Here is a 24,368-nt window from a genome sequence, read left to right as displayed (position 1 = left end):
CGATACGCGGCGAGCTGTACGGCGTCTAGACAAATGGAGTGATTTGTAAACCTGTCATGTGTTCTCCGGCGCATCCGTTCGGGCCGCTGCGCGCTCCCGAACGGAAATCATCGAGTGCCGTCGGCTGTACGCGAAGTAGACGACCACGCCCAACGCCATCCAGACCACGAAGCGCAGCCAGGTCTCGACCGACAGATTGAACATCAGCCACAGGCAGGAGAGGACCGCGAGGATGGGGACGAGGGGCACCAACGGAACGCGGAAGCCGCGGGGCAGATCGGGCCGCGTCCGGCGGAGGATCACCACCCCGATCGACACGAGCACGAAGGCGAACAGCGTGCCGATGTTGACCATTTCTTCGAGCGTGCCGATCGGGAAGAACGCCGCGAGAATCGCGACCACCGCGCCGACGAGCCACGTGATCCGTACGGGTGTTCCGTGCTTGCCGGTGGGCGCCAGGGCCCGGGGCATCAGTCCGTCGCGCGACATCGCGAACAGCACCCGCGTCTGCCCGAGCATGAGGACCATGACGACGGTGGTCAGGCCCGCAAGGGCGCCGAACGAGATGAGGTTCTTGGCCCAGTCCATCCCGTTGAGCGCGAAGGCCGTGGCCAGCGTCGAGTCGTCGCCCGCCAGGTCGGTGTACTTGACCATCCCGGTGAGCACGAGCGAGACCGCCACGTAGAGCACGGTCACGATGGCGAGCGAGCCGAGAATGCCTCGAGGAAGGGCCTTCTGCGGATTCTTCGTCTCCTCGGCCGTCGTCGCGACGACATCGAAGCCGATGAACGCGAAGAACACCAGGCTGGCCGCCGCGAGGAGGCCGTACCAGCCGAACGTGCTGCCGCCGGCGCCAGTGACGAAGGAGAACAGCGACTGGTGGATGCCCTCACCCGTCGATCCGGACTCCGAGGGCGGGATGTACGGGGAGTAGTTCTCGCGCTTGATGAAGAAGGCACCCACGACCACCACGAACAGGACCACGATGACCTTGATCGCCGTGATCACCGCCGAGACTCGCGACGACAGCTTGGTGCCCGTCGCCAGGAGAACCGTGATGATCGCGATGATCAGGACAGCGCCCCAGTCGATCTCGCGCGACCCGATGTGGAACACCGGGGTCGCGCTGCCGAGGACCTCGCCGAGGTACAGCGACCAGCCTTTCGCCACCACCGATGCCGCGAGCGCGAACTCGAGGATGAGGTCCCAGCCGATGATCCAGGCCACGAACTCACCGAACGTGGCGTACGAGAACGTGTACGCACTGCCGGCGACCGGAACCGTCGACGCGAATTCGGCGTAGCAGAGTGCGGCGAGCGCACACGCGACCGCCGCGAACGCGAACGCCAGGGACACCGACGGGCCCGCCACGTTGCCGGCAGTACGCGCCGTGAGAGTGAAGATTCCGGCGCCGATCACGACCGCGACGCCGAAGACCGTGAGATCCCACGACGTCAGATCCTTGCGGAGCTTCGTCTCAGGTTCGTCGGTCTCGAGGATCGACTGCTCGATCGACTTGGTTCGGAAGAGTCCTGAACGGTTGCGCGCAGGCTTCCGATTCGGTGCCACCATCGCGGCCTCCTCGGGAGGTTGGGATGGTGAAAAGCCTATGCCCGGACGCTGCCGTCAGCAGGGTTTCGTGACACGCCACCGGACAATGCCCGGCACCGCTCCAATCAGGTGGTAATGCGGTACAGATCAGGCTCACCCGCCAGGGGGTCGGCGGCAGCCGGTGCGACCGGACGTCAGGTCGTCACACGACCCACGCCGGCACGGAAGATCTGGGTCTCGTCGGCGCACGCCTGGATGTGAACCTCGTTGTCCGACGCCGAGATCCACGCCGAACCGCCTCGCTCGAGGACGAGGGACTGCGCGCCGCATCCGAGTTTGGCCGCACCCGACGTACACAGCAGGATCTGCGGGCCGTCGGGCTCGATCGTCACCGACACTCCGGCTCCCGCGTCCGACGCATCCAGGTCGATGCGGGACAGTACGAACTCGGGGGCGGGGGTCGCGTACGCGACCTCGCCGACCCTCCCGGTGGCGTCGGGCGCAAGCAGTGGAACGTCGACGGAGTCGAAATCGAGCACCCGCAGCAACTCGGGAACGTCCACGTGTTTGGGGGTGAGCCCGCCGCGCAAGACATTGTCGGAGTTCGCCATGATCTCGACGGCGGTTCCGTGCAGGTAGGCGTGCAGGTTTCCGGCGTCGAGGAACAAACCCTGCCCGGGCTCGAGGGTGATGCGGTTGAGCAGCAACGCCGCCAGCACCCCGGCATCCCCCGGGTAACCCTCGCTCAGCTCGAGCACCGTGCGGGCCTCGGGCACGAACTCTGCCCCGGCGGCGTCCGGGCGGGAGAGATAATCGACGCAGCCGTCGAGCACGGGCGGCAGCAGGGCCGACAGTGCCTGCTGCGGCAGCGTGATCCACGTCGTGAAGAGCGCCCGCAAGCCGTCGGGGTCGGGCTGACCCGACAGCAACCCGACGTACGGTTCGAGTTGGGCGACGCCGAGTGCGTCGAGGAACCGCACGGTGCGGTGTGGATCCCGAAACCCAGCGAGCGCCTCGAACCGGGTGAGTGCGACGACGAGCTCGGGCTTGTGGCTGGCGTCGCGGTAGTTGCGTTCGGCCGAATCCAGCGGAATACCCGCGGCGTCCTCGCGCGCGAACCCTTCCCGGGCCTGCTCCGCGCTGGGATGCGCCTGCAGCGACAACGGTTCCTCGGCTGCGAGCACCTTCAGCAGGAAGGGCAGTCGTTCACCGAACGCCGCGATGCTGCGCTCACCGAGTTCGTGGAGCGGCGCCTCGTCGATGACGTCACGCAACGAACGAGCACCGCTCTCCTCGATCACGTGCGCGGGATCGCCCGGATGCGCTCCCAGCCACAACTCCGCTTCCGGGTGCGCGCTGGGGCTCGGACGACCGCTCAGTTCCGCGAGCGCCGTCCGCGACCCCCACGCGTATGACCGGAGCGCCCCTTCGAGTTGGCGCACTAGTTACCACCGATCAGACGTAGGTAGGCCGCGCTCATCTCGAGGCGGCCGACGAGGATTGCCATCTGCTCCAACTCGTTCCGCGTACCGGGCGGCCCAGCCACCTCAGGCCCCGGAACGGGGAGGCCTGCCGTGGCCTCGGTGTCGTCGGCGACGACGACATCCGCGTCGGAGAGAGACGCGATGCGGCGTTCGACGAGCTGCCGATCGGCCTCGAGCGCGAGAACGAGGACACGCACACCCTGTGCCGGCGCGGGTCCGTCGAGTTCCTCGTCGTGGAAGAACGGGTCGTATCCCGCCCCCACCCCCGCCGCCACCGGGAATCGGAGCGCGCCGCTCACAGCGCCGGGCAGATCCGTGGCCGCCGACACTCCCGCGCCGACGCGCAGCAACGTCTCGCTGCCGTGCCGGGCCACCACTGCCGACATCCGGGTGTCACCGGTCAACACGACCCGTCGCCCCTGCATCCGCACGGCCAGTGCCTTCGCCGGATTGTGGAAGATCTCGTTGGACGGGTGGTCGCGCATTGCCTCCGCATCGACCGCGTCGGCGAGGCGATCGAGATCGGGGATCACCTTGGTCGTCCGCTCCGCCTCGACGGCGACGAGGACGGCGAGGAAGGCCGCGAGATACCGCAGCAGACGGTGATGATCGGGGACCGCGATGCGGGGCGGCAGGGCCATTGCGCGGCCCGCGCCCGCAGCGCGCAGCGGCCCCTCGTCGGGCGCCACGACGACGACCTCGGCACCGCGGCGCAGCGCGCTGTCCACGGACTCGACGAGCCGCGGGTCACCCGCATCGTCGCCCGCGACGACCACTACATCGAGCGGACCCACCCACGGCGGAGTGCCCACGGACCCGACCACCGGAACGCCGATCCGGCTGCCGACTGCGGCCTCGATCAGTTCCGCCGCCCGCGACGCGCAGCCGTCACCGCTGACGAGGACGACGCTGCGCGGCTGCATCCCGTGCAGCCGGGACAGGGCATCTTCGTGGACCGCGGCCTGCGTGGCCCGGATCTGCGCGCCACCGAGTGCCGCGAATCTGAGTGTGCCGTCGATATCGGCATTGAGTAGTGCTTCGACATCGTCGAGGTCGAGCAGAGACGACGGAGCTGTCATCGCGAACACACCTCCCTTTCACCCACACCCCTGTCCCCCCGACGAGTCCAGGTGTCTCGAGTATCCCAGCAATCGACGTTCTAGGTGCGGACCGTTCCGAGGATCTCGGTGACGAGCGCATCGACGTCGGCGGGCGTGCGTGCCTCGACGTTCAGGCGCAGCAGCGGCTCGGTGTTGGAGGCACGCAGGTTGAACCAGGCGCCGTCGCCGAGGTCGACCGTGACGCCATCGAGGCGGTCGACGGAAACCGTTCGGTCCGCGAAGAGCGCGATGACGGCCTCGGTCCGCTCGGTCGCGTCGGCCACGGTCGAGTTGATCTCGCCGGACGCGGCGTAACCCTCGTACGCAGCCATGAGCTGCGACAGCGGACGATCCTGCTCCCCGAGCGCCGCCAGCACGTGCAGGGCGGCGAGCATGCCGGAGTCGGCACCCCAGAACTCGCGGAAGTAGTAGTGAGCCGAGTGCTCGCCGCCGAAGACGGCGCCGGTCTCGGCCATCTGCTGCTTGATGAAAGAGTGCCCCACCCGTGTCCGGACGGCCGCGCCCCCGAGCTTCTCGACGAGTTCCGGCACGAACCGCGACGTGATGAGGTTGTGGATGATGGTGGCGCCGGGCTCCTTCGCGAGCTCACGCTCGGCGACCAGAGCCGTCACTGCCGACGGCGAGACCGGGTTGCCCTTCTCGTCCACGACGAAGCAACGGTCTGCGTCGCCGTCGAAGGCCAGTCCGATGTCGGCGCCGGTCTCCTGCACGTACTTCTGCAGATCGACCAGATTGGCCGGATCCAGCGGGTTGGCCTCGTGGTTGGGAAAGCTGCCGTCGAGTTCGAAGTACAGCGGCCGCACCGTGACGGGCATCGGCTCGAACACCGCGGGAACCGTGTGGCCACCCATGCCGTTGCCGGCGTCGACTGCAATCGTCAGCGGCCGCAGGTCGGCCAGGTTCACCAGACCGCGGACGAAGCTCGCGTACTCGCCGAGCACATCCTGCTCGGTGATGGACCCGATGTCCCCGTCGTGCGCGGGCACGCCCTCGGCGACCTCACGGGCAATGTCGGCGAGACCCGTGTCCTGTCCGACAGGCTTGGCGCCCGCGCGGCACAGCTTGATCCCGTTGTACTTGGCGGGGTTGTGGCTCGCCGTGAACATCGCACCGGGGCAATCCAGGACACCGGACGCGAAATACAACTGGTCGGTCGACGCGAGCCCGATGTGCACGACGTCGAGTCCCTGCCCCACGACGCCCTCGGCGAACGCCTGGGAGAGTTCGGGTGACGACTCACGCATGTCGTGTCCGATCGCGACCCGCGTCACCTGCGCGGCGCCGGTCTGCTCGTCCCGCACCAGTCGGGCGAACGACGCGCCCACGTCTCGGACGAAGTCGGCATCGATCTGCTCACCGACGACACCACGCACGTCGTAGGCCTTGATCACGGCATTCACGGATTCGACAGATCGAGCCACTTCTGGTTACTCCTGCTGTTCGTAGATGCGACAGACGATGCACGTAGAGCCGAGTCGTCCACCGGGTCGATCACCGAGCCTAGTGGTGACTGCACCGAGTCCGCCTCCCGAGCGGCGGCGTCGGTCGGGACGTTTACGCTCGGTGCGCTTTCGATGCGCGTTCGTGCGGGAGCAGGGCGAGTCGACCGAAGCTGTGCTGCGCGCTCGGGATCAGTTGGCCGGGTCGGGTAAGACCCGCAGGTGACCGCGCCGACCGGTACGCGCGGTGGGCGGCGACGACGGCGCCGACATGCCGGAACGAGCCTCGTGAGAGCCGTCCTCGGAACGGGGACGCTCGCCCAGTCCGGCCTCGCGGACCGCCTCGGCCAGCGCGGTGAGATCGTCCTCGTCGGGGGTGCTGGATGAGAATCCGCCCTCGTAGCGGACGAGTTCCCAGCCCTTGGGGGCGGTGATGCGGGACGCGTGCGTCTCACACAGGTCCCACGAATGAGGCTCGGCCACCGTGGCCAACGGACCCACGACAGCGGTGGAATCGGAGTACACGTACGTCAAGGTCGCGACAGCAGGGTTCTTGCACCCAGGCCGGCAGCATCGACGCAGTGATCTCACAAGCAAGGAGACTATCCCCAAGTGTCCGGTTGGCCTACTCGGACACACCGAGGAAACGCTTCCGGGAGCCGTCTCCGGCCGCCCACATCGCCGTACCGCCGGCCGGCGGCAGTGTCCGGGGCGTGTTGTCCGGGGATCGCTGTAATCTCCACGTCATGGCCAGAGCTCGTCGTCCCCGCCCGTTGACGTCGCGTTCGGTCGCGCGCCGGGGCCGCGGAATTCGGGGACCGCTCTTCCCGCCGGATCTGCCGGCGGCGCGGACACGCGCGGAAAAGTTCGATCAGCTGGTGCTGGGCGCGTTCGAGCCCATCGACGCACGATGGCACGATCGCCTCACCAAGCTGGATATCGCGGTCGACGACGTACCGCGGATTCGGGCCATCGACCCGGATTCGGTCAACTGGCCACCGGAAGTGGTCGCCGACGGGCCGGTGCCCCTGTCGCGACTCATTCCCGCAGGCATCGATCGACACGGGACGGCGACGCGCGCACGCATCGTACTGTTCCGGCGACCGATGGAATTGCGCGCCAAGGATCCTCATGACCTCGAGGATCTGGTGCACGACGTTCTCGTGGAACAGGTGTCCACTTATCTCGGCGTGGACCCCGAGGTGATCGATCCCGATCTCCCCGAAACCGACGAGTAGTGGCTTCTCAGATGATGCCGCGCTTGAGGCGACGGCGTTCGCGCTCGGAGAGTCCGCCCCAGATGCCGAACCGCTCATCGTTGGCAAGCGCGTACTCGAGGCACTCGCCCCGCACCTCGCACCCCAGGCAGATGCGCTTGGCTTCGCGAGTGGAGCCGCCCTTCTCAGGGAAGAACGCTTCCGGGTCGGTCTGCGCGCACAGTGCGCGGTCCTGCCACTGATCCTCGGCGGGGTCGAACATCGCATCGAGCCCCGGGATCAGACTGAGCTGGGGAACGGCCACGCCGAGTTCGAACTCGGCACCGACGAATCCGGTGGTCTCACTACCGGCGACCGCATCGGACTCGGTCCGCGGCTCGTCGGCGACCACGCTCAGAGGAGTGTTGAACTCATACTGCTGGTACTCGTATTGCTGGTACTGCATCGCTCCGCCTCCCCACCTGTGTTCTAGCGCAGAATATGTCGATCGATCTCGAAAAACGTTGTGCCGTTCTCGTTCCGAGGGCCACACGCGCAACTGCCCGAAAGATGACTCGGGCCGACAGCCGATCCAAGTGAACTCGCCCCTCGAGCTTGGAATGACATACATGTGATTAGACATGCCCTGGCGTGTCGGGTCAAGCCGAATGGGAAAAGTCGTTTACTATCCGCGCCCGTCCACACAGCGTGGTACAACCCGGTTCGGTGAGACAGCCTCGATCAGCACTGAGCGATACCGCATAGGCTTCGGGTTGTGAAGGTGACTGTATTGGTTGGCGGCGTCGGAGGTGCCCGTTTCCTCCAAGGTGTTCGAAATCTGCTCGGCGACGATTCGGCAGGAGCCGACGGCTCGACCGATCACGAGATCACGGCGGTCGTCAACGTAGGCGATGACGTCTGGATGCACGGGCTGCGAATCTGCCCCGATCTGGACACGTGCATGTACACCCTCGGCGGCGGGATCGACCCGGAACGGGGCTGGGGCCACATCGGCGAAACCTGGAATGCGAAAGAAGAACTCGCGGCGTACGGCGCCCAGCCCGACTGGTTCGGACTCGGCGATCGTGACATCGCAACGCATCTCATCCGCAGCCAGATGCTGCGCGCCGGCTACCCCCTCTCCGCGGTGACCGAGGCGCTGTGCAACCGGTGGAAGCCCGGGGTGTCCCTGCTGCCGGTGAGCGACGATCGCAGCGAAACCCACGTCGTCGTCACGGACCCCGAGAACGACACGGATTCGGCCGAGCCGCAACAGAAAGCGATCCACTTCCAGGAGTGGTGGGTCCGGTACCGCGCACAGGTTCCCACGCACAGTTTCGCGTACGTCGGCGCGGAGCAGGCGAAGCCGGCGCCGGGGGTTCTCGAGGCGATCGAGTCCGCGGACATCGTCCTGCTGGCGCCGTCGAACCCGGTCGTGAGCATCGGCGCCATCCTCGCCGTCCCGGGGATCCGCGGCGCCCTGCGCACCACCAAGGCCAAGATCGTGGGAGTGTCCCCCATCATCGGCGGAAAGCCGTTGCGCGGCATGGCCGACGAGTGCCTCGCCGTGATCGGTGTCGAGACGTCCGCCGAGGCGATCGGCCGGCACTACGGAGCGCGTTCCGGGACCGGCATCCTCGACGGCTGGCTGGTCCACTCGACCGACGAGGCCGACGTCCCCGGGGTCTCGGTCCGAAGTGTGCCGCTGATCATGAGCGATCCCGAGACCACCGCCGAGATGGTGCGCGCCGCGTTCGATGTGGCCGGGGTGAGCCTGTGACGGTGCGCGACCACGGCGCCGGGCGAGCCGTCGAGATCCTGCCCGTCCCAGGGCTTCCCGAGTTCCGGCCGGGCGACGACCTGGCGGCCGCGATCGCCGAGGCGGCGCCGTGGCTCGCCGACGGTGACGTGCTGGTCGTCACCAGCAAAGTGTTCTCGAAGGTCGAGGGGCGGATCGTCGCCTCCCCCACCGACCCCGACGAGCGCGATGCGGCCCGCCGACGCCTCGTCGATCAGGAAGCGGTCCGGGTGGTGGCCCGCAAGGGACGCACCCTCATCACCGAGAACAGACTCGGCATCGTGCAGGCCGCGTCGGGCATCGACGGCTCGAACGTCGACGGCGCCGAACTGGCGCTGCTGCCCGAAGATCCGGACGGCAGCGCTCGAAAGCTGCGCGCGGACATCGCGTGCCGGCTCGGAGTCGACGTCGCGGTCGTCGTGACGGACACCATGGGCCGCGCGTGGCGCGTGGGCCAGATCGACGCCGCGATCGGCGCGTCGGGTATCCCGGTCCTGCACGCCTACGCCGGCTCCGTCGACAGCCAGGGCAACGAACTGTTCGTCACCGAGGTCGCCGTGGCCGACGAGGTTGCCGCCGCAGGCGATCTCGTCAAAGGCAAGCTCGGCGGTATGCCGGTCGCCGTCGTCCGCGGGCTCGGGCTCGACGACGACGGTTCGGCCGCGGACAAGCTGATCCGACGCGGGCCCGAGGACCTGTTCTGGCTCGGCACCGCCGAGTCGTTCGAACTGGGTCGCCGCGAGGCCCTGCTGCTGCGCCGTTCGGTGCGCGAGTTCTCCGACGAGCCCGTCGACGCCGACGTGCTGCGCGGTTCGATCGCGGAGGCGCTCACCGCACCCGCACCGCACCACACCCGGCCGGTGCGATTCGTGTGGCTGCGCAGCCCCGATGTCCGCAAGCGTGTCCTCGACGCGATGCAGCAGCAGTGGCGTGCGGACCTCGCCGCGGACGGACTGGACGACGAACGCGTCGAGCGACGAGTCTCCCGCGGCGACATCCTCTTCCGTGCCCCCGAGGTCGTGATCCCGTTCTGCGTGCCCGACGGAGCGCACGACTATCCCGACGAGCGGCGCACCCGGGCCGAGTCGACGATGTTCACGGTTGCCGTCGGTGCCGCGGTGCAGGGCCTGCTGGTGTCGCTCGCGACGCACGGAATCGGCAGTTGCTGGATCGGATCGACCATCTTCGCGGCCGACACCGTCCGGGCCGAGCTCGATCTGCCGGCCGACTGGCAGCCGCTCGGCGCGATCGCCGTCGGACATCCCACCGAACCGCTGTCGCCGCGTCCGCCGGTGACGCCGGGCGACGCACTCCTGGAGTTGTAGGTGACGGCACAGACTCTGCACGCGTCCGCGCGAGAGACCCTCGAGAACTGGGACGCCGATTCCGAGGACGCGGAATCGCTGCGGCACACGATGCTCGCGTTCCTCGACTCCGCCCCCGACGGCTGCCTGCGCTCGCATGTACCTGGGCACATCACTGCGTCGTCGCTCGTGCTCGACGAGGGTGGCACCCACGTGCTGCTCACGCTGCACCCCCGCGTCGGACGGTGGATCCAGCTGGGCGGGCACTGCGAGCAAGACGACGGCACGGTCGTGGACGCCGCGCTGCGGGAGGCGCAGGAGGAGTCGGGCATCGAGGGCCTGCGGATCGATCCGCGGCTACTGTCGGCGCACACGCACCCCCTCACGTGCTCGCTGGGAGTGCCCACGCGGCACCTGGATCTGCGATTCCTCGTCCGGGCGCCCGGTCCCGCCTCCGCCGCGCCCGTCACGATCAGCGACGAATCCGACGACCTGCGCTGGTGGCCCGTCGACGACCTGCCCGACGGCGCCGAGAAGGCGACGATCGATCACCTGGTGCGGCTGGCCGCGGCCCGCTGACGGAGAGCCGAAGAGCCGGCCCCTGACGGGGCCGGCTCTTCGGCGTCGGATCAGCGAGCGGTAGCCGCCTGCACGATCTCGTACATCTCCGCGATGGCCCGCGCGCAGTCGTTGCGCGTGTAGCCGAGCAGTGCGACGTCGGCCGGATCCGGCTCGTACGCAATGACGTTGCCGCGCCCCTGCACGATGAAGCTGTCGGGCAGCAGCGGGTGCTCCTCGTTGCGCTCCTCGATGACGCGGTTGCCGCCGGCGGCGTCGACAAGCAACTGGAAGTACTCGGTGAACGTGAGGTTCTGATCGCCGATCAGGTACGCCTTGCCGGACTCGGCGCGCTGCAGCGCACCCTCGATCGCCTGGGCGAGCGAGTGCGCCGACAGGTAGTTGGTGCCACCAGCGGGGGCGAAGTCGGGAATCGTCGGCTCGTTGCCGGCGGCCCACGAGAACAGCTTGCGGTAGCGCTTGGCGGAGACGCCACTGATCGCGCCCAGGATCGACGGCGGGTTGAGCGTCGAGACGTTGAAATTCTCGTCGGCGAGGGCGCGCGCGCCCTCGTCGGCAGCCTTACGGGCCGCGACGTACGGCATCGTCTCCGCATACTCCGGACGCAGCTGGTGGTAGTAGCTGCCCACCTGGACGAAGCGGGAGACCCCGGCCTCCTTGGCGAGCGCCGCGAAGCGCGGAACGCCACCGGTCTGCGTCTTCTCCCAGAACTCGGCCTCGTCCACGCCACGACCCATGTGCCGGATGTCCTGACCCGCGGCGAAGACGATGCCCTCGAACGGCGCCAGCTGATCGGCCGTGAACGTCTGCTCCGTGTAGTCGCCCAGCAGTACCGGGAAGTCGCGAACGGGTGAGTCGTCGGCCAGCGGGTTGCGAGCAGCGACGGTGACGTCGTTGCCTTCCTCGCGCAGATGAATTGCCGTGTGGGCGCCGATCATGCCGGTACCGCCGACGATCAGGATCTTCATGGAATGCCTCTTCCGTAGGAGTAGAGCTGTACTGCGGCCCCGAACCTACGGAAGAGCGAGACGGCGGCGGATGCCGTTTCTCGGACAGCGGGAGATCGACCGGGTCCGGCTCGATTGCTGCCCCGCCGACAGTCCTAACGAATCGGCGCGAGCGTGGGCCGCTTGGCTGTCACGCCGTCGCCCGACGACGTGCCGCGTACCCGACGTCCGATCCACGGGACCAGGAATTCTCGCCTCCACCGGCGGTCTGCCTCGCGCCGCGACGCCTTGTCGGTGGGAAGTTCGGGACCCAGCGAATCCATGACGATGTGGTGTTCCACGCCCAGGGTCCGGAGCGCCCGGATCGCCATGTTCTGGTGGCCTGGAGTCGACATGTGCAGTCGGTCCCAGTCCCACATCCGCAGGTCTCGGTACTCGTCGAAGCGCCAGAAGTCGACGATCGTCGCTCCGTGCCGGTCCGCCACCTCGCGGACCAGTTCGTTGTAGATCGCGGAGCGGCCGCGCAGCTTGCCGAACACCGCGGCCCAGCCGGCGTCGTAGGCGGTCCACACGAGGACGGTGGCGCCGGTCGCGGTGAGCTTGCCGATGGCCTCGTCGTAGCGCGCGACGAGCGCGTCGATGTCGACCTTGGGCCGCATGAAGTCGTTGCCGCCGGCGTAGATCGTCACCAGGTCGGGCGCGAGGGCGACCGCCGCGTCGATCTGCTCGTCGACGATGGGGCCCAGCAGCCGACCCCGGACCGCGAGATTCGCGTATCCGAAGTCGGCGCTGCGCGTGGCAAGTTCCTCGGCCACCCGGTCGGCCCAGCCCCGCAACCCGTTGGGCCGGGTGGCGTCGGGGTCGCCGACTCCCTCGGTGAACGAGTCGCCGAGGGCGACGTACCTGTGGAAGACGGGTTCCTGCGACAACATGCCCCCAGTATTTCAGTAGCTACGCTAAAGAAGATGGCTGCGTGCGCAATCACACGTCGGTGCTGAACCGCACCGCACCGTCGGGCAGCTTGACCCCGGGCCACACCCGGGCCCCGCCGATCAGCTCGCAGCGAGCGCCGACGTCGGCGCCGTCACCGATGACCGCGTCCCGGATCAGCGCACGCGGGCCGATGCGAGCGCCGAATCCGATGATCGACCGCTCGACGACCGCACCGGCCTCCACCTGAGCGCCGTCGAACAGCACCGCACCGTCGAGTCGTGCGCCGGCGCCGACCTCGGCACCGCGGCCGACGACAGTGCCGCCGATCAGCAGTGCACCCGGAGCGACACCTGCACCGGGATGGACCAGGGACTCACCACGCGGACCCTCGAGCGCCGGCGACGGCGCGATGCCACGCACCAGATCCGCCGAGCCACGAACGAAATCGTCGGGGGTACCCATGTCGCGCCAGTACGACATGTCGACGTGACCGAACACGCGGGCGCCGTCGGCCAGCAGTGCCGGGAAGACCTCACGCTCGACCGACACGGGACGATCCGACGGGATCTTCTCGATGATCTCGCGGCGGAAGACGTAGCAGCCCGCATTGATCTGATCGGTCGGCGGATCCTGCGTCTTCTCGAGGAACGCCTTGACCCGGCCGTCGTCGTCGGTGGGAACGCAACCGAACGCACGCGGATCACCGACACGTACGAGGTGCAGCGTCACGTCGGCGTCGGTCCGGTGATGGGTGTCGAGGACCGCGGCCAGATCGGTGCCGCCGAGAACGTCGCCGTTGAAGACCATGATGTTGTCGGCGCGCAGGTTCGGCAGCACGTTGCGGATACCGCCACCGGTGCCCATCGGCTCGACCTCGGTGACGTACTCGATCTCCAGGCCCAGGTCACTGCCGTCGCCGAAGTGCTCCTCGAACACCTCGGCCTTGAACGACGTGCCCAGGATCACGTGAGTGATGCCGGCCTGCTTGATGCGCGCCAACAGGTGCGTCAGGAACGGAACCCCCGCGGTGGGGAGCATCGGCTTGGGCGCCGACAGCGTCAGCGGACGCAGCCTGGTCCCCTGCCCTCCGACCAGGATGACCGCGTCGGTCTCCGTAGCGAGTGTCATGCTTTCCCCTCTGTCTCGATCTCTTCGTGCTCGCGTTCCGTGCGCTGACGGACGGCTGCCGCAACCGCCACCTTGGAACGCAGTGCCAGTCCGCCCCGCAACGCCCACCGCAGCGGCGCCTGCCACCACAGCGGATGCCGATCGGCCTGGAAGCGGTAGGCGCTCGCGTGGTGCGCGGGCAACATCAGTTCGGGATGCCGCCCCGCGGCATGCCCCTTGGCATGGGTGACCTCGGCCGACGGGACGAACACGTTGAGCCAGCCCGCGCGTCCCAGCCGGTCGCCGAGGTCGACGTCCTCCATGTACATGAAGTAGCGCGAATCGAAGCCGTCGATCGAGTCGAAAGCGGCCCGCCGCAGCAGCAGGCACGAGCCGGACAACCAGCCCGCCGGACGTTCGCTGATCGTCTCGTTCTCCTGCAGGTAACGCAGCGTCCACGGATTCGACGGCCACACGGATCCCAGCACCGCGTGCCCCGCACCCGAGATCAGATCCGGCACCTGCCGGGCAGACGGGTACACGCTGCCGTCGGGCTCGCGCACCATCGGACCGAGCGCACCTGCGCGCGGCCACCTCTGCGCCGCGGCGAGCAGCTCGTCGATCGACCCCGGCGACCAGCGCACGTCGGGGTTGACCACCACGACGAACTCGATCTCGGGATCGATCTCGGCGACAGCGCGGTTGATCGCACCGCCGTATCCGATATTGCCGCCGGTGCGAAGCAACCGGACATGTTCATGAGCCGCTGCCGCTGCCTCGGGGGCGCCATCCGTCGAGCCGTTGTCGGCGAGGATGACCTGCGGATTCTCGACCGTCGCGTCGGCCAGCGTGCTCAGGAAATGCTCCAGGTGCTCGCCCGGCGAGTAGGTCACCGTCACTACGGCCAGCTGCGAACTCACGCGGGCAAGCCTAGCCCGAACGCCCGTATCGTCCTCATCGGCGCTGCGCCAGCGCGTCGACGAGTGCGTCGCGCCACGGGCGCAGCGGCGTCAGGCCGGCCGCCTCCCACGCGTGCGGGGACAACACGGAGTAGGCGGGTCGCGGCGCCGGTCGGACGAACTCGGCGCTGGTGCACGGCCGGACCCGTTCGGGATCCGCGCCCACCCCGGCGAACACCGCGCGTGCGAGGTCGAACCACGTCGCACTGCCGGCGTTGGTGGCATGCAGTGTCGCCCCGACGGGGCCGCCGACTCGTGCAAGTTCGAGCAGGCCGGCGGCCAGATCGACCGCATACGTCGGAGAACCCACTTGGTCGTCGACGACCGAGACGGTGTCCTTCTCCCGCTCGAGACGCAGCATGGTCGCGACGAAGTCGGTGCCCACTCCCGTGTAGATCCACGCCGTCCGAACGATCTGCGCCGCGGGGAACAACTCGCGGATCGCGCGTTCGCCGGCAAGTTTGGTCCGCCCGTACGCCGTCCGCGGGCCCGTCGGATCGCCCGGCTCGTACGGCACGGCCTCATCACCCGATCGGTCCCCGGAGAAGACGTAGTCGGTGGAGACGTGAATCAGGCCTGCCCCCGCCCGTGCGCAGGCCGCGGCCAGATTCCGGGCGCCGGTCTCGTTGACCGCCGCGGCCGCCGCCTCGTCCGACTCTGCGGCGTCGACAGCCGTGTACGCGGCACAGTTCACGACCACGGAATTCGGCGTCACCCACGAGCCGACGGCGTCCGCGTCGGTGATGTCCAACTCTGTGGAGCCGACACCCTCGATCGGCAGGCCCGCGGCCTCGGCCGATTGCATCAGCCGACCACCGAGTTGCCCCCGCGCACCCGTCACCAGAATCCTTCGCACAGGGAGGGAGTCTGGCACGCCGAGAGGCGCCATGCCTTGTCGAAGCGGAATCACCAGTAGCCTTGACGCCAGTATGAGAACCGACCGTCATGGAGGCCCACACGTGCCACAGGAGCCCACCGCGCGGGGGGTGCCGCGACCGCAGAACCCGTTCTCGCGCATCCAGATCGCAATCGCGATCATCGCGGTGATCGTCCTCGTGGTCACCGGATTCGCTTGGCGCAGTGTCGATTCACTGCGTTCGAGCCTGGCCACCATCAGTGGCCTCGGGCTCGGCGGCACCAAGGACGGCGCGGTCGACATCCTCCTCGTCGGCACCGACAGCCGCACCGACGCGCACGGAAATCCCCTCAGCCAGTCGGAACTCGCGTCGCTACGGGCGGGCGAAGAGATCGCCTCGAACACCGACACCATCATCCTCGTCCGGGTCCCCAACGACGGAAGTTCCGCCACCGCCATCTCGATTCCACGCGACGCGTACGTCGACGTCCCCGGGATCGGGAAGTCGAAGATCAACGCCGCCTACGGCGCCACCAAGGAAGCCGAGCGCCAGAAGCTGATCGAGGACGGCGAGTCGGAGAAGACCGCCGAGAAGGACTCCAGCCAGGCCGGGCGCGAGGCGCTCATCCAGTCCGTGACGAACCTCACCGGGATCACGGTCGACCACTACGCGGAGATCGGCCTGCTCGGCTTCGTTCTGCTGACCGACGCCGTCGGCGGCGTCGACGTGTGTCTCAACGCGCCTGTGAACGAACCCCTCTCGGGTGCGAAGTTCCCGGCGGGCGAGCAGACCCTCTCGGGCCCTAACGCGCTGAGCTTCGTCCGGCAACGACACAACCTGCCGCGCGGTGACCTCGACCGCATCGTCCGTCAACAGGTGTTCATGGCGTCCCTCGTCCGCGAGGTGCTCAGCGCGAAGACGCTCACCAACCCGGGCAAGCTCAGCCAGCTGACAGCGGCGGTCAAGCGCTCCGTGGTCCTCGACTCCGACTGGGACATCATCGAATTCGCAACGCAGCTGCAGGATCTCGCGGGCGGCAAGGTGCGTTTCGAAACGATTCCCGTGGTCGACATCAACGGAATGACCGACTATGGCGAGTCGATCGTCCAGGTCGATCCCAAGGCGGTTCGCAAGTACGTGGCGGGGCTCGCAGGGCAGGAACCGGTCGAGGACGACAGCAGCTCCGCGTCCTCCACGACGCCGACCACCATGCCGGACATCGACGTCTCGTCGGTCACCGTGGACGTCGCCAACGACAGCAGCATCAGCGGTCTCGCCTCGACCGTGGCCGCGACCCTCGAAAACGAGGGCTTCGGTCTCGGTGAGGTCGGGAACAACACCGGAAAGTCGGTGAGCCGCAGCACAGTGTTCGCGAACAAGTCCGACAGCAAGGCCGGACAGGCGGTGTCGGTCACCCTGGGCGGACTGCCGATCGAAACGGATTCGTCGCTGTCGTCCGGTGAAGTCCGCGTCGTGCTCGCCGGCGACTACAAGAGCCCCACGGGTTCGTCGACGTCCACCGGCTCCGACGGCGTCTCCAGTTCGGGTACCTCCCCGACCCCTGCCGAACCCGGGCCCGCGATCGACGCCGGCAACAAGGGACCGCATTGCGTGAACTGACAGAATGAACCTCGTGACCGACCTGACCACCGCCCTGCTCGATCCGATCCTCGCCGCCGATCCGGCCGGCCCGCGGATCACGTACTACGACGACGCCAGCGGCGAGCGCATCGAACTGTCGGCGATCACGCTCGCCAACTGGGCAGCGAAGACCGCGAACCTCCTGTGTGACGAGTTCGCGCTCGCGCCGGGATCGCGGGTGTCGGTTCTGCTGCCCGCGCATTGGCAGACGGCCGCCGTCCTCCTCGGCGCCTGGTGGGCCGGTCTCGAAGTGACTCTCGAAGCCGACCCCGACGTGGACGCCGCACTCGTGACCGTCGACCGCCTCGACGATGTCGCGGACGCCCCCGAGGTCGCGGTCCTGTCGCTCGACGCGTTCGGCCGGCCCGTCCCTGATCTCCCAGTCGGTGTCACCGACTACGCGACGGCCGTCCGAGTGCACGGCGACCAGTTCCGGCCCACCGGATCGGGCACGACCGCCCTCGACGGGCGCAGCATCGACGAGGTCCTGGCTGCCGCCCGCGCCGCGGCCGCCGCCGACGCAGTCAGCGGGACGGACCGCGTGCTCTCCACCCGCACCTGGACGACCCCCGACGAGTTGATCGCCGGTCTGGTCTCGGTGCTCGCGGTGGGCGCTTCGCTGGTGCAGGTGTCCAACCCGGATGCCGACGCCGTCGAACGCCGCGTCGGCACCGAGAAGATCACCGTTCGGTTCGGCGAGTAGCCGCCCTCACGCCAGCGCCGCCACCGGCGCTGTGCGGGCCGCCCGCCTTGCCGGCAGGATCGCCGCGATCACGCCGGCCACACCGCCGCCCAGGACGATCAGCAGCAGCGTCAGCCACGGCAGGGTGCCGAGTTCGAGATCGGCGAACCCGAACACCGACGCCGATCCGGTGACTCCGAATCCGAGGCCCAGCAGGACGCCCAGTGCCGACGCGACGCCCGCGATCAGCACGGCCTCCCACAACAGGAGGGACCGCAATCCCGCCCGGGTGAGGCCCACCGCCCGGAGCAGTCCGGACTCTCGGCGTCGTTCGAGCACCGACAGCGCCATGGTGTTCCCGACGCCGATCAGGGCGATCACCACCGCGACCGACAGCAGTCCCGCAACGATCAGCAGCAGCGTGTCGAGGACGGTGTCCAGGGTCGCCCGCATCACGAGCGAGCCGCCGACGTCGCTGCCGGGTGCCAATTGCTCGGCGATCGAGGTGATCTCGTCCTGCACCGCACGCTGCTCGTCGTCGGTGAGGCCATCGGTGAGGCGGATCCACAGTTGGTCCGTGCTCACCTGCGACGACAGTGCCGCCAGGGATCGCTGGTCCACCATCGCGGGCAGGTCACCCGCCGCGCCGACGGTGAACTCGCGCTGTCCGGCGTTGCCCGCAAGCATCACCTGCGTGCCCGATTCCAGACCGAGGTAGCGCAGGTCGTCGGCCGACAGCAGCACCTGCTGCGCGCCGGGCAGATCCAGCTCGGTACGCAAGGTCGCCCGCACCGCGGCGACGTCCACGCCCGTCGTCGTGAGGGCGCGGCCGTCCGGCAGCGTCAGTTCCGCGGTTCCGAGCGGCGCCACCGCGTCCACCCCGCCCGTCGCCCGAAGACGCTCGGTCAGATCGGCCGGCAGACCGCCGTCCTGCCAGGTCGAGACGCTCACGTCGACGGGGAACTGATCGTCGACGGCCCCGGGGGCACTGGCCTTTGTGACAGCGATGCCGACGACGAGTGTGCTCGTGAGGGTCACGCCGATCAGCAGGGCCGTCGCGGTCGCCGCGGTGCGCCGAGGGTTGCGTCCGGCATTGCCCGCCGCGAGCAAGCCGATCGGACCACCGAAGCGTCCCAGCACCGCACCCACCCGCGAGATCACGGCCGGCACGATCTTCTGGCTCAGCATCACGATCGCCACGAAGGTGAGCAGACCGCCGAGGCAGGCGATCAGGACCTGGGCCGTTGTCGCGCCCATCGCGAGCACGCCACCACCGATGACGAGAGCGAGCAGGCCGAGGAACCGGCGTGCGCGCGACACCACGACCGGATCCGGCTTCGACTCGAGGGGCTGCAGGGCCGCCAGCGGCGACACCCTCGTGGCGGCCCGTCCTGGAGCAGACGCCGCGATCATCGTCATCGCGATACCCACGACCAGTCCGGCGATCACCGTGACCGGGGTGACGGTCAAGCCGCGCAACGGAATCGGCACGTCGGTGGCCGCGGCGATCAAGGCCACCACCCATGCCATCGCGACACCGAACCCGACGCCCAGCACCGACGCGACCGCGCCCACGCCCGTGGCCTCGACGCGCACGCTCCGCCGCACCTGGGCTGCCGTGGCACCGACGCAGCGCAGCAGCGCCAACTCCTGGGTGCGGGCAGCGAGGAGTACCGCGAAGGTGTTCGCGATGACGAGTCCCGCCACGACGACGGCGATCGCACCGAACGCGAGCAGCACGCTCGCAAAGAGGTCCGAGTCACCGAGATACCGCTGCGACGCGAGTTCGGTCTGCCGGGCACCGGTTTCCACCGTCGCATCCGCGGGCAGCGCGGCGCGGACCCGATCGGCCAACTGCTGCTGCGTCACCAGACCGTCGCCCGCGACGCGGAACTCCCGCGCGCCGCCGCCCGACGCCCACGCGTCCACCTGGCTGTGCGTCGCGAACACTGTAGTGCCGTCCATGCCCTGAGCGGTACCGGACAGGTCGACGTGGCCCACCACCTTCGCGGTCTCGGTCACCGGCGACTGGCCGCCGAGGGTCGTCACGGCAAGGTCAGCTCCGAGCGGAAATCCCGAGTCCTTCTCCAACGCAACCTCGCCCGAATCAGACGGGAAGCGCCCGCCCGCGAGCGTCTGCCAGCGCAGCGCGGGGTCGTCCGACACCGACTCCGCCGCACCCCACGCCGACGGCTCACCGTCGCGTCGCACCTTCACGCTGGTCGAGACGTCCTCGGTCACCGACCGGACGCCCGGAACGGCGGAGATCGCGGCGATGTCCTCGTCGCTGCTGACGACGACGTCCGACGACGCGTACTGCCCCGCCAACGAATCCGTGACGCCCGCCTTCAGTGTCGAGTTCAGGGTGAGCGTCGCGACGATGAAGGCCACCGAGATCACGACGGCAAGGGCTGAGGCGACGTAGCGTCCCGCGTGGGCACGCATCTGCGCCCACGCCAGTCCCCGCATCAGCGTGTCCTGCTGAGGTCGTCGGCGCCGAGGAGGCGCATCGTCTCGATCACCGAATCGGTGGTGGGCCGGTCGATCTCACCGGCGATGCCGCCGTCGGCCAGCAGCACCACCCGGTCCGCATACGACGCGGCCACCGGATCGTGCGTCACCATCACGACGGTCTGACCGGTCTCCCGCACACTCGAACGCAGCAGATCCAGCACCTCCGAACCCGTCCTCGAATCGAGATTGCCCGTCGGCTCGTCGGCAAAGATCACGTCCGGCTGCGGCAGCAGTGCCCGCGCCACGGCGACCCGCTGCTGCTGCCCGCCCGACAACTCGTGCGGGCGATGCCGCAGCCGATCGCCGAGACCCAGACGTCGCACCACCTCGTCGCGCCAGCCCTGCTCCGGCAGGCGTCCCGCCAACCGCAGCGGCAGCAGCATGTTCTCCTCGGCCGTGAGCACCGGCAGCAGGTTGAACGCCTGGAACACGAAGCCGATCCGGTCACGTCGCAGTTCCGTCAGCGCCTTGTCGTTCAGCTTCGTGATCTCGGTGCCACCCACGTCCACCGTCCCCGCGGTCGCGGTGTCGAGGCCGGCGAGGCAGTGCATCAGCGTCGACTTGCCCGAGCCCGACGGTCCCATGATCGCGGTGAACGCGCCGCCCGCGAAGTCCACGTCCACACTGCGCAGCGCCTGGACCGTCGTCTCGCCGGATCCGTACGTCTTCGTCAGGCCCCGGGCCCGCACCTTCTGGTCGTCAATTCTCATGACCTCGACGTTATTGCTGGTCAGGGGCCCGGCGCATCGGAGCGCGGAGCGATCTCCGCGAGGCTCGCCGTCATACTCCGGTAGGACCACACATCAGCCTCCGCGCCCACTCCTCGCGGTTCTGGCCGGGAATCTGCGCCCGCGAGGAAGGAGTGGGCGCTGTGGCTATCCACAGGTCCGCATTCCTCCACAGCCTTGTTTCCCGTTCGGGACGCGACGCCGGATTCGTCCTACCCGGGTCGGACTCTGCACCCGTGAATCATTTCGGCATCCACACCCGTTCCGAACTCGTCGCGGCCGGCATCCCGCCGAGCACCGTCACCAGTCGGTACCGCCGCATCCTCCCGCGGGTATACGCGACGGGCGAACCGACGACCCTCGCACTCTGCTACGCGGTGACCCAGTGGCAACCCCCAGCAGTGCTCAGCCACCGCACCGCCGCATGGCTGCACGGGTGGATCGACGAACCCAAGATCCTCGACGCCACCGTCCCACCCGACGTCCGAGCACGCGCACCGGAGTGGATCCGCATCCATCGCCGCGGAATCGACCCGCGCCACATCACCGAATCGTGGTCTCTGCCCGTGGTCTCGCGTGCCCAGACGGTCGTCGACTGCGCCGCGGTCATGTCACCGGACGAGTTCGAACCACTCGTCGACGCCCAACTGACCCGGACCGTAGACCCCGAACAGCTGGTGGCTCTCTGCGCGGCGAACCCGGGCCGCTGGGGAAACACCCCCACCACAGCCCAACTGCGCATGGCCGCGGTCCGGGCGGCGTCGGAGCCCGAGCGACTCCTCGACCGGGCCCTGAACCGGCGACGCTGCCCGCTGGCCGCGAACGAGCCGATCGGACCGTATGTCTGCGACTTCGTGGACGGGCGGGGGCGAGTGGTCGTCGAGGTGGATGGCCGCGAGTTCCACAGTGCACCCGAGGTGTTCCGCAGCGATCGGAAGCGGCAGAACTGGCTGGTCCTGCAGGGGTGGCTCGTGCTGCGCTACGCGGCGTACGACGTCCTCGCAGACCCGGACACGGTGGCGGAGGAGATAGTCGAGGCCGTGCGGCGGCGTCGGCGTGCGCGACGCTGATGGCGTGGGCGCCCACTCCTCGCGGTTCTGGCCGGGAATCTGCGCCCGCGAGGAAGGAGTGGGCGCGCAGGCCATCTCAGTCGGAGCCGAGCAGGTCCTGTGGCCGGACGAGCCCGATCTGGAACGCGTACAGCACGGCCTGGACACGATCACGGGAGCCGGTTTTCGAGAGCACCCGTCCCACATGGGTTTTGACAGTTGCCTCGGACACCACGAGCTTTTGCGCGATCTCGGAGTTCGACAGCCCGTGCGCCATCGCCCCGAGGACCTCTGCCTCGCGCGGCGTCAGGTCCTCGGGCAGCGACGGCTGCACCGCACCCAGCATCGGGCCCACGTGCTGCAGCAGCTTGCGGGTGGAGCGGGCCTCGATGACGGCGTCGCCGCGGTGCACGGTGCGGATCGCGTCGAGCAACTGCTCGGGCGGGACGTCCTTGAGGAGGAAGCCGCTCGCACCGGCACTGATCGCGGACATCACGTACTCGTCGTTCTCGAACGTGGTGAGGACCACCACCTTCGGGGAGTCGTCGCGTGCGGTGAGCCGACGCGTGGCCTCGATGCCGTCCATGTTCGGCATCTGGACGTCCATCAGCACGACGTCCACCGGGGTCCCGGACAGTTGGTCGATGCCGCGGGCGCCGTCGGACGCCTCGAGCACCACGGTGAGGTCGGGCTGCGAGTCGATCACCATGCGGAAACCGGCCCGCACGAGCTGTTGGTCGTCGACGAGTGCCACGCGGATCATGCGGTCCAGCCTAGGGCGCGACGTAGGGCAGCAGCCCCCGCACCCGGTAGCCGCCACCGGCGACGGGCCCGGCCGACAACCGTCCGCCGTGCAGCTTGGCGCGCTCGGTCATCCCGATCACGCCCTGCCCACCGGGCGACGACTCGATGAGCGCGGCCGCACCTCCGCGGCCGTCGTCGGTGACGACCAGTTCGAGTTCGCGCTCCCCCCAGTTCACGAGGACCCGCGCCTCCGCGCCGGGGCCGGCGTGCTTGAGCACGTTCGTGAGCGATTCCTGCACGATCCGGTAGGCGGTGAGGCCTGCGCCGGTGGACAGCTCACGCCGCTCACCCGTCACCGTCAGGTCGACGTCGAGTCCGCCGCGCTGCAGCTCCGCGACGAGCCCGTCGATGTCGTCGACGCCCGGCATCGTGGAGAAGTCGCGTGGCCGGTCCTCGCGCAGCACCGACAGCAGCGCGCGCATGTCCGTCAGAGCCTGCCGGCCCGTCGACGCGATGGTCTCGAGCGCGGTGATCGCGGCCTGCGGATCCTGGGCGGCGCCGTAGCGGCCGCCGTCGGCCTGCGCGATCACGACCGTGAGCGAGTGGGCGACGATGTCGTGCATCTCGCGGGCGATTCGGGTGCGCTCCCCCAGTGCCGCCAGTTCGGCCTCCTGGGCGCGTTCGAGTTCGAGCAAGCGTGCCCGTTCCGTCAGACCCTCGATCTCCGACAGCCTGACCCTGCGGAGATCACCGAACGCCCACACGGCCAGAACGAACACGACGAGGAACGTCGAGGTGATGACGGCTTCCTGCCAGCCGCGTCCGTCGTACGCGAAGTATTCGAGTCCGCCGACGGAGGCGCCCCCGATCGCGATCAGCAAGGCGGTGTAACTGCTCCACCGCGGGGTGTACGCCGCGAACGCGTACAGCGCTATCGGCACCGCGACCACGCTGGGCAGCAACATCTGCGGGATCAACAGCAGGTGCGCGATCGAGAAACCCGCGACAACGAAGCCGGACACGATGGTGTGCGAGCGCCGCCACGCGAGCGGCACGGTCATGCCCAGCGACACCAGCACCGCGTCGACTCCGCCGTCGACAGTTGCCGTGAGGCAGATCAACGACAGGAGCGCCGCCACGACGCGGTCGATCCCGACCGCGTGGGCGGCGCTCCAGCGATACCAGCGCTCACTCAGGGGGAACCGGGCCATGCCGTCAGCCTAGAGCCCGATTCGCACCGCTCAGCCGAGCAGCTTGGCGCGCAGCGCCTCGTCCTTCTCCAGAACCATCTGCTCGAGGCCGGCCTGGAAGGCGACCATCCGCTGCTGCAGGGCCGGATCCGACACACCGAGAATGCGCGCCGCGAGCAGGCCCGCATTGCGCGCCCCACCGATCGACACCGTCGCGACCGGAACACCGGCCGGCATCTGCACGATCGACAGCAGCGAGTCCATGCCGTCGAGGTACTTGAGCGGAACCGGCACGCCGATCACCGGCAACGGTGTCGCCGATGCCACCATGCCCGGCAGGTGCGCTGCGCCACCGGCGCCGGCGATGATGACTTTCAGTCCCCGGGCTGCCGCGTCACGCGCATAGTCGAGCATCCGCTGCGGCGTGCGATGTGCCGAGACGACACCGACCTCGAACCGGACACCGAACTCGGCGAGTGCCTCCGCCGCGGCTTCCATCGTCGGCCAGTCCGAGTCGCTGCCCATGATCAGCCCGACGAGGGGCC

At 68.8% G+C, this 24,368-nt stretch carries 23 protein-coding genes; 7 read left to right on the top strand and 16 right to left on the bottom strand.

The annotated features are described in order from the left end of the window. Positions 1-54: 54 nt before the first annotated feature. From C8K36_RS03285 to C8K36_RS03265, 5 genes are all read right to left on the bottom strand, one after another. Positions 55-1,572, bottom strand: coding sequence for an amino acid permease (locus tag C8K36_RS03285; RefSeq protein WP_107982981.1), 1,518 nt, complete (start codon positions 1,570-1,572; stop codon positions 55-57). Positions 1,573-1,745: 173 nt separating this feature from the next. Continuing rightward, positions 1,746-2,993, bottom strand: a complete 1,248-nt coding sequence (gene manA, locus C8K36_RS03280; protein WP_107982980.1) for a mannose-6-phosphate isomerase, class I — start codon at positions 2,991-2,993, stop codon at positions 1,746-1,748. Then, a complete protein-coding gene (locus C8K36_RS03275; protein WP_107983728.1) occupies positions 2,993-4,114 on the bottom strand; it encodes a tobH protein in 1,122 nt (373 codons plus the stop codon). Before C8K36_RS03275 ends, manA begins: the two co-directional genes overlap by 1 nt. Before the next feature lie 80 nt (positions 4,115-4,194). After that, positions 4,195-5,577, bottom strand: a complete 1,383-nt coding sequence (locus tag C8K36_RS03270; protein ID WP_107982979.1) for a phosphomannomutase/phosphoglucomutase — start codon at positions 5,575-5,577, stop codon at positions 4,195-4,197. A gap of 210 nt (positions 5,578-5,787) precedes the next feature. Continuing rightward, on the bottom strand, positions 5,788-6,186 hold the full coding sequence (locus C8K36_RS03265) for a DUF3499 domain-containing protein (RefSeq protein ID WP_107982978.1): 399 nt from the start codon (positions 6,184-6,186) through the stop codon (positions 5,788-5,790). A gap of 155 nt (positions 6,187-6,341) precedes the next feature. On the opposite strand from C8K36_RS03265, the gene C8K36_RS03260 reads away from it, so the two are divergent. Beyond that, positions 6,342-6,833, top strand: coding sequence for a metallopeptidase family protein (locus C8K36_RS03260; protein ID WP_107982977.1), 492 nt, complete (start codon positions 6,342-6,344; stop codon positions 6,831-6,833). 7 nt (positions 6,834-6,840) lie between these two features. Here C8K36_RS03260 and C8K36_RS24660 read toward each other — a convergent pair whose 3' ends face one another. Then, positions 6,841-7,074: a WhiB family transcriptional regulator gene (locus tag C8K36_RS24660; protein WP_181319440.1), complete on the bottom strand. Its 234-nt coding sequence runs from the start codon at positions 7,072-7,074 to the stop codon at positions 6,841-6,843. 492 nt (positions 7,075-7,566) lie between these two features. Between C8K36_RS24660 and cofD the strand changes: the two genes are divergently transcribed. Genes cofD through C8K36_RS03240 form a run of 3 tightly spaced genes read left to right on the top strand, consistent with a single transcriptional unit; the run spans position 7,567 to position 10,472 of the window. Next, on the top strand, positions 7,567-8,571 hold the full coding sequence (gene cofD / locus C8K36_RS03250; protein WP_107982975.1) for a 2-phospho-L-lactate transferase: 1,005 nt from the start codon (positions 7,567-7,569) through the stop codon (positions 8,569-8,571). Further along, positions 8,568-9,914, top strand: coding sequence for a coenzyme F420-0:L-glutamate ligase (locus C8K36_RS03245; RefSeq protein WP_107982974.1), 1,347 nt, complete (start codon positions 8,568-8,570; stop codon positions 9,912-9,914). Before cofD ends, C8K36_RS03245 begins: the two co-directional genes overlap by 4 nt. Further along, complete coding sequence (locus tag C8K36_RS03240) at positions 9,915-10,472, top strand: NUDIX hydrolase (RefSeq protein WP_107982973.1); 558 nt, start codon at positions 9,915-9,917, stop codon at positions 10,470-10,472. It abuts the gene before it with no gap. Between the two features lie 50 nt (positions 10,473-10,522). Here the strand turns inward: C8K36_RS03240 and C8K36_RS03235 are convergent, their stop codons facing one another. The 5 genes from C8K36_RS03235 to rfbD all read right to left on the bottom strand — a co-directional run bounded on the left by C8K36_RS03235 (position 10,523) and on the right by rfbD (position 15,307). After that, complete coding sequence (locus C8K36_RS03235; RefSeq protein ID WP_107982972.1) at positions 10,523-11,440, bottom strand: NAD-dependent epimerase/dehydratase family protein; 918 nt, start codon at positions 11,438-11,440, stop codon at positions 10,523-10,525. A 134-nt stretch (positions 11,441-11,574) separates the two neighbouring features. After that, positions 11,575-12,351: an SGNH/GDSL hydrolase family protein gene (locus tag C8K36_RS03230; protein WP_107982971.1), complete on the bottom strand. Its 777-nt coding sequence runs from the start codon at positions 12,349-12,351 to the stop codon at positions 11,575-11,577. 49 nt (positions 12,352-12,400) lie between these two features. Then, positions 12,401-13,480 (bottom strand): sugar phosphate nucleotidyltransferase, encoded by a 1,080-nt coding sequence (locus tag C8K36_RS03225; RefSeq protein ID WP_107982970.1) that lies wholly within the window; start codon positions 13,478-13,480, stop codon positions 12,401-12,403. Further along, the gene (locus C8K36_RS03220; RefSeq protein ID WP_107982969.1) at positions 13,477-14,379 is read right to left on the bottom strand and encodes a glycosyltransferase family 2 protein; all 903 of its coding nucleotides are present in this window, start codon (positions 14,377-14,379) and stop codon (positions 13,477-13,479) included. The genes C8K36_RS03225 and C8K36_RS03220 overlap by 4 nt, the downstream gene beginning before the upstream one ends. Positions 14,380-14,413: 34 nt before the next feature. Continuing rightward, entirely contained in the window at positions 14,414-15,307 is an 894-nt protein-coding gene (gene rfbD / locus C8K36_RS03215) for a dTDP-4-dehydrorhamnose reductase (protein ID WP_181319341.1), read from the bottom strand. Between the two features lie 40 nt (positions 15,308-15,347). On the opposite strand from rfbD, the gene C8K36_RS03210 reads away from it, so the two are divergent. Together C8K36_RS03210 and C8K36_RS03205 are read left to right on the top strand one after the other, a co-directional pair. Beyond that, entirely contained in the window at positions 15,348-16,895 is a 1,548-nt protein-coding gene (locus tag C8K36_RS03210; protein ID WP_420910833.1) for an LCP family protein, read from the top strand. Between the two features lie 4 nt (positions 16,896-16,899). Further along, positions 16,900-17,619: a TIGR03089 family protein gene (locus C8K36_RS03205; protein ID WP_107982967.1), complete on the top strand. Its 720-nt coding sequence runs from the start codon at positions 16,900-16,902 to the stop codon at positions 17,617-17,619. 6 nt (positions 17,620-17,625) lie between these two features. Here the strand turns inward: C8K36_RS03205 and C8K36_RS03200 are convergent, their stop codons facing one another. Next, on the bottom strand, positions 17,626-20,067 hold the full coding sequence (locus C8K36_RS03200; RefSeq protein ID WP_107982966.1) for an ABC transporter permease: 2,442 nt from the start codon (positions 20,065-20,067) through the stop codon (positions 17,626-17,628). After that, positions 20,067-20,822, bottom strand: a complete 756-nt coding sequence (locus C8K36_RS03195) for an ABC transporter ATP-binding protein (protein ID WP_107982965.1) — start codon at positions 20,820-20,822, stop codon at positions 20,067-20,069. The genes C8K36_RS03200 and C8K36_RS03195 overlap by 1 nt, the downstream gene beginning before the upstream one ends. Positions 20,823-21,076: 254 nt before the next feature. On the opposite strand from C8K36_RS03195, the gene C8K36_RS03190 reads away from it, so the two are divergent. After that, the gene (locus C8K36_RS03190; protein WP_258194932.1) at positions 21,077-21,910 is read left to right on the top strand and encodes a DUF559 domain-containing protein; all 834 of its coding nucleotides are present in this window, start codon (positions 21,077-21,079) and stop codon (positions 21,908-21,910) included. A gap of 76 nt (positions 21,911-21,986) precedes the next feature. Here C8K36_RS03190 and C8K36_RS03185 read toward each other — a convergent pair whose 3' ends face one another. The 3 genes from C8K36_RS03185 to purE are packed head-to-tail and all read right to left on the bottom strand — an operon-like array spanning position 21,987 to position 24,348. Next, complete coding sequence (locus C8K36_RS03185; protein WP_107982964.1) at positions 21,987-22,652, bottom strand: response regulator transcription factor; 666 nt, start codon at positions 22,650-22,652, stop codon at positions 21,987-21,989. Positions 22,653-22,662: 10 nt separating this feature from the next. Continuing rightward, positions 22,663-23,844 carry a sensor histidine kinase gene (locus C8K36_RS03180; protein WP_107982963.1) on the bottom strand — a complete coding sequence of 394 codons (1,182 nt, stop codon included), beginning with the start codon at positions 23,842-23,844 and terminating at the stop codon, positions 22,663-22,665. A gap of 30 nt (positions 23,845-23,874) precedes the next feature. After that, positions 23,875-24,348, bottom strand: coding sequence for a 5-(carboxyamino)imidazole ribonucleotide mutase (purE, locus tag C8K36_RS03175; protein ID WP_107983725.1), 474 nt, complete (start codon positions 24,346-24,348; stop codon positions 23,875-23,877). Between the last annotated feature and the right edge of the window lie 20 nt (positions 24,349-24,368).

This window comes from Rhodococcus sp. OK519, assembly GCF_003051005.1.
Lineage (GTDB): Bacteria > Actinomycetota > Actinomycetes > Mycobacteriales > Mycobacteriaceae > Prescottella.
The sequence above is the reverse complement of the archived record's forward strand: the minus strand, read 5'-3'. Positions and strand labels throughout refer to the sequence as shown.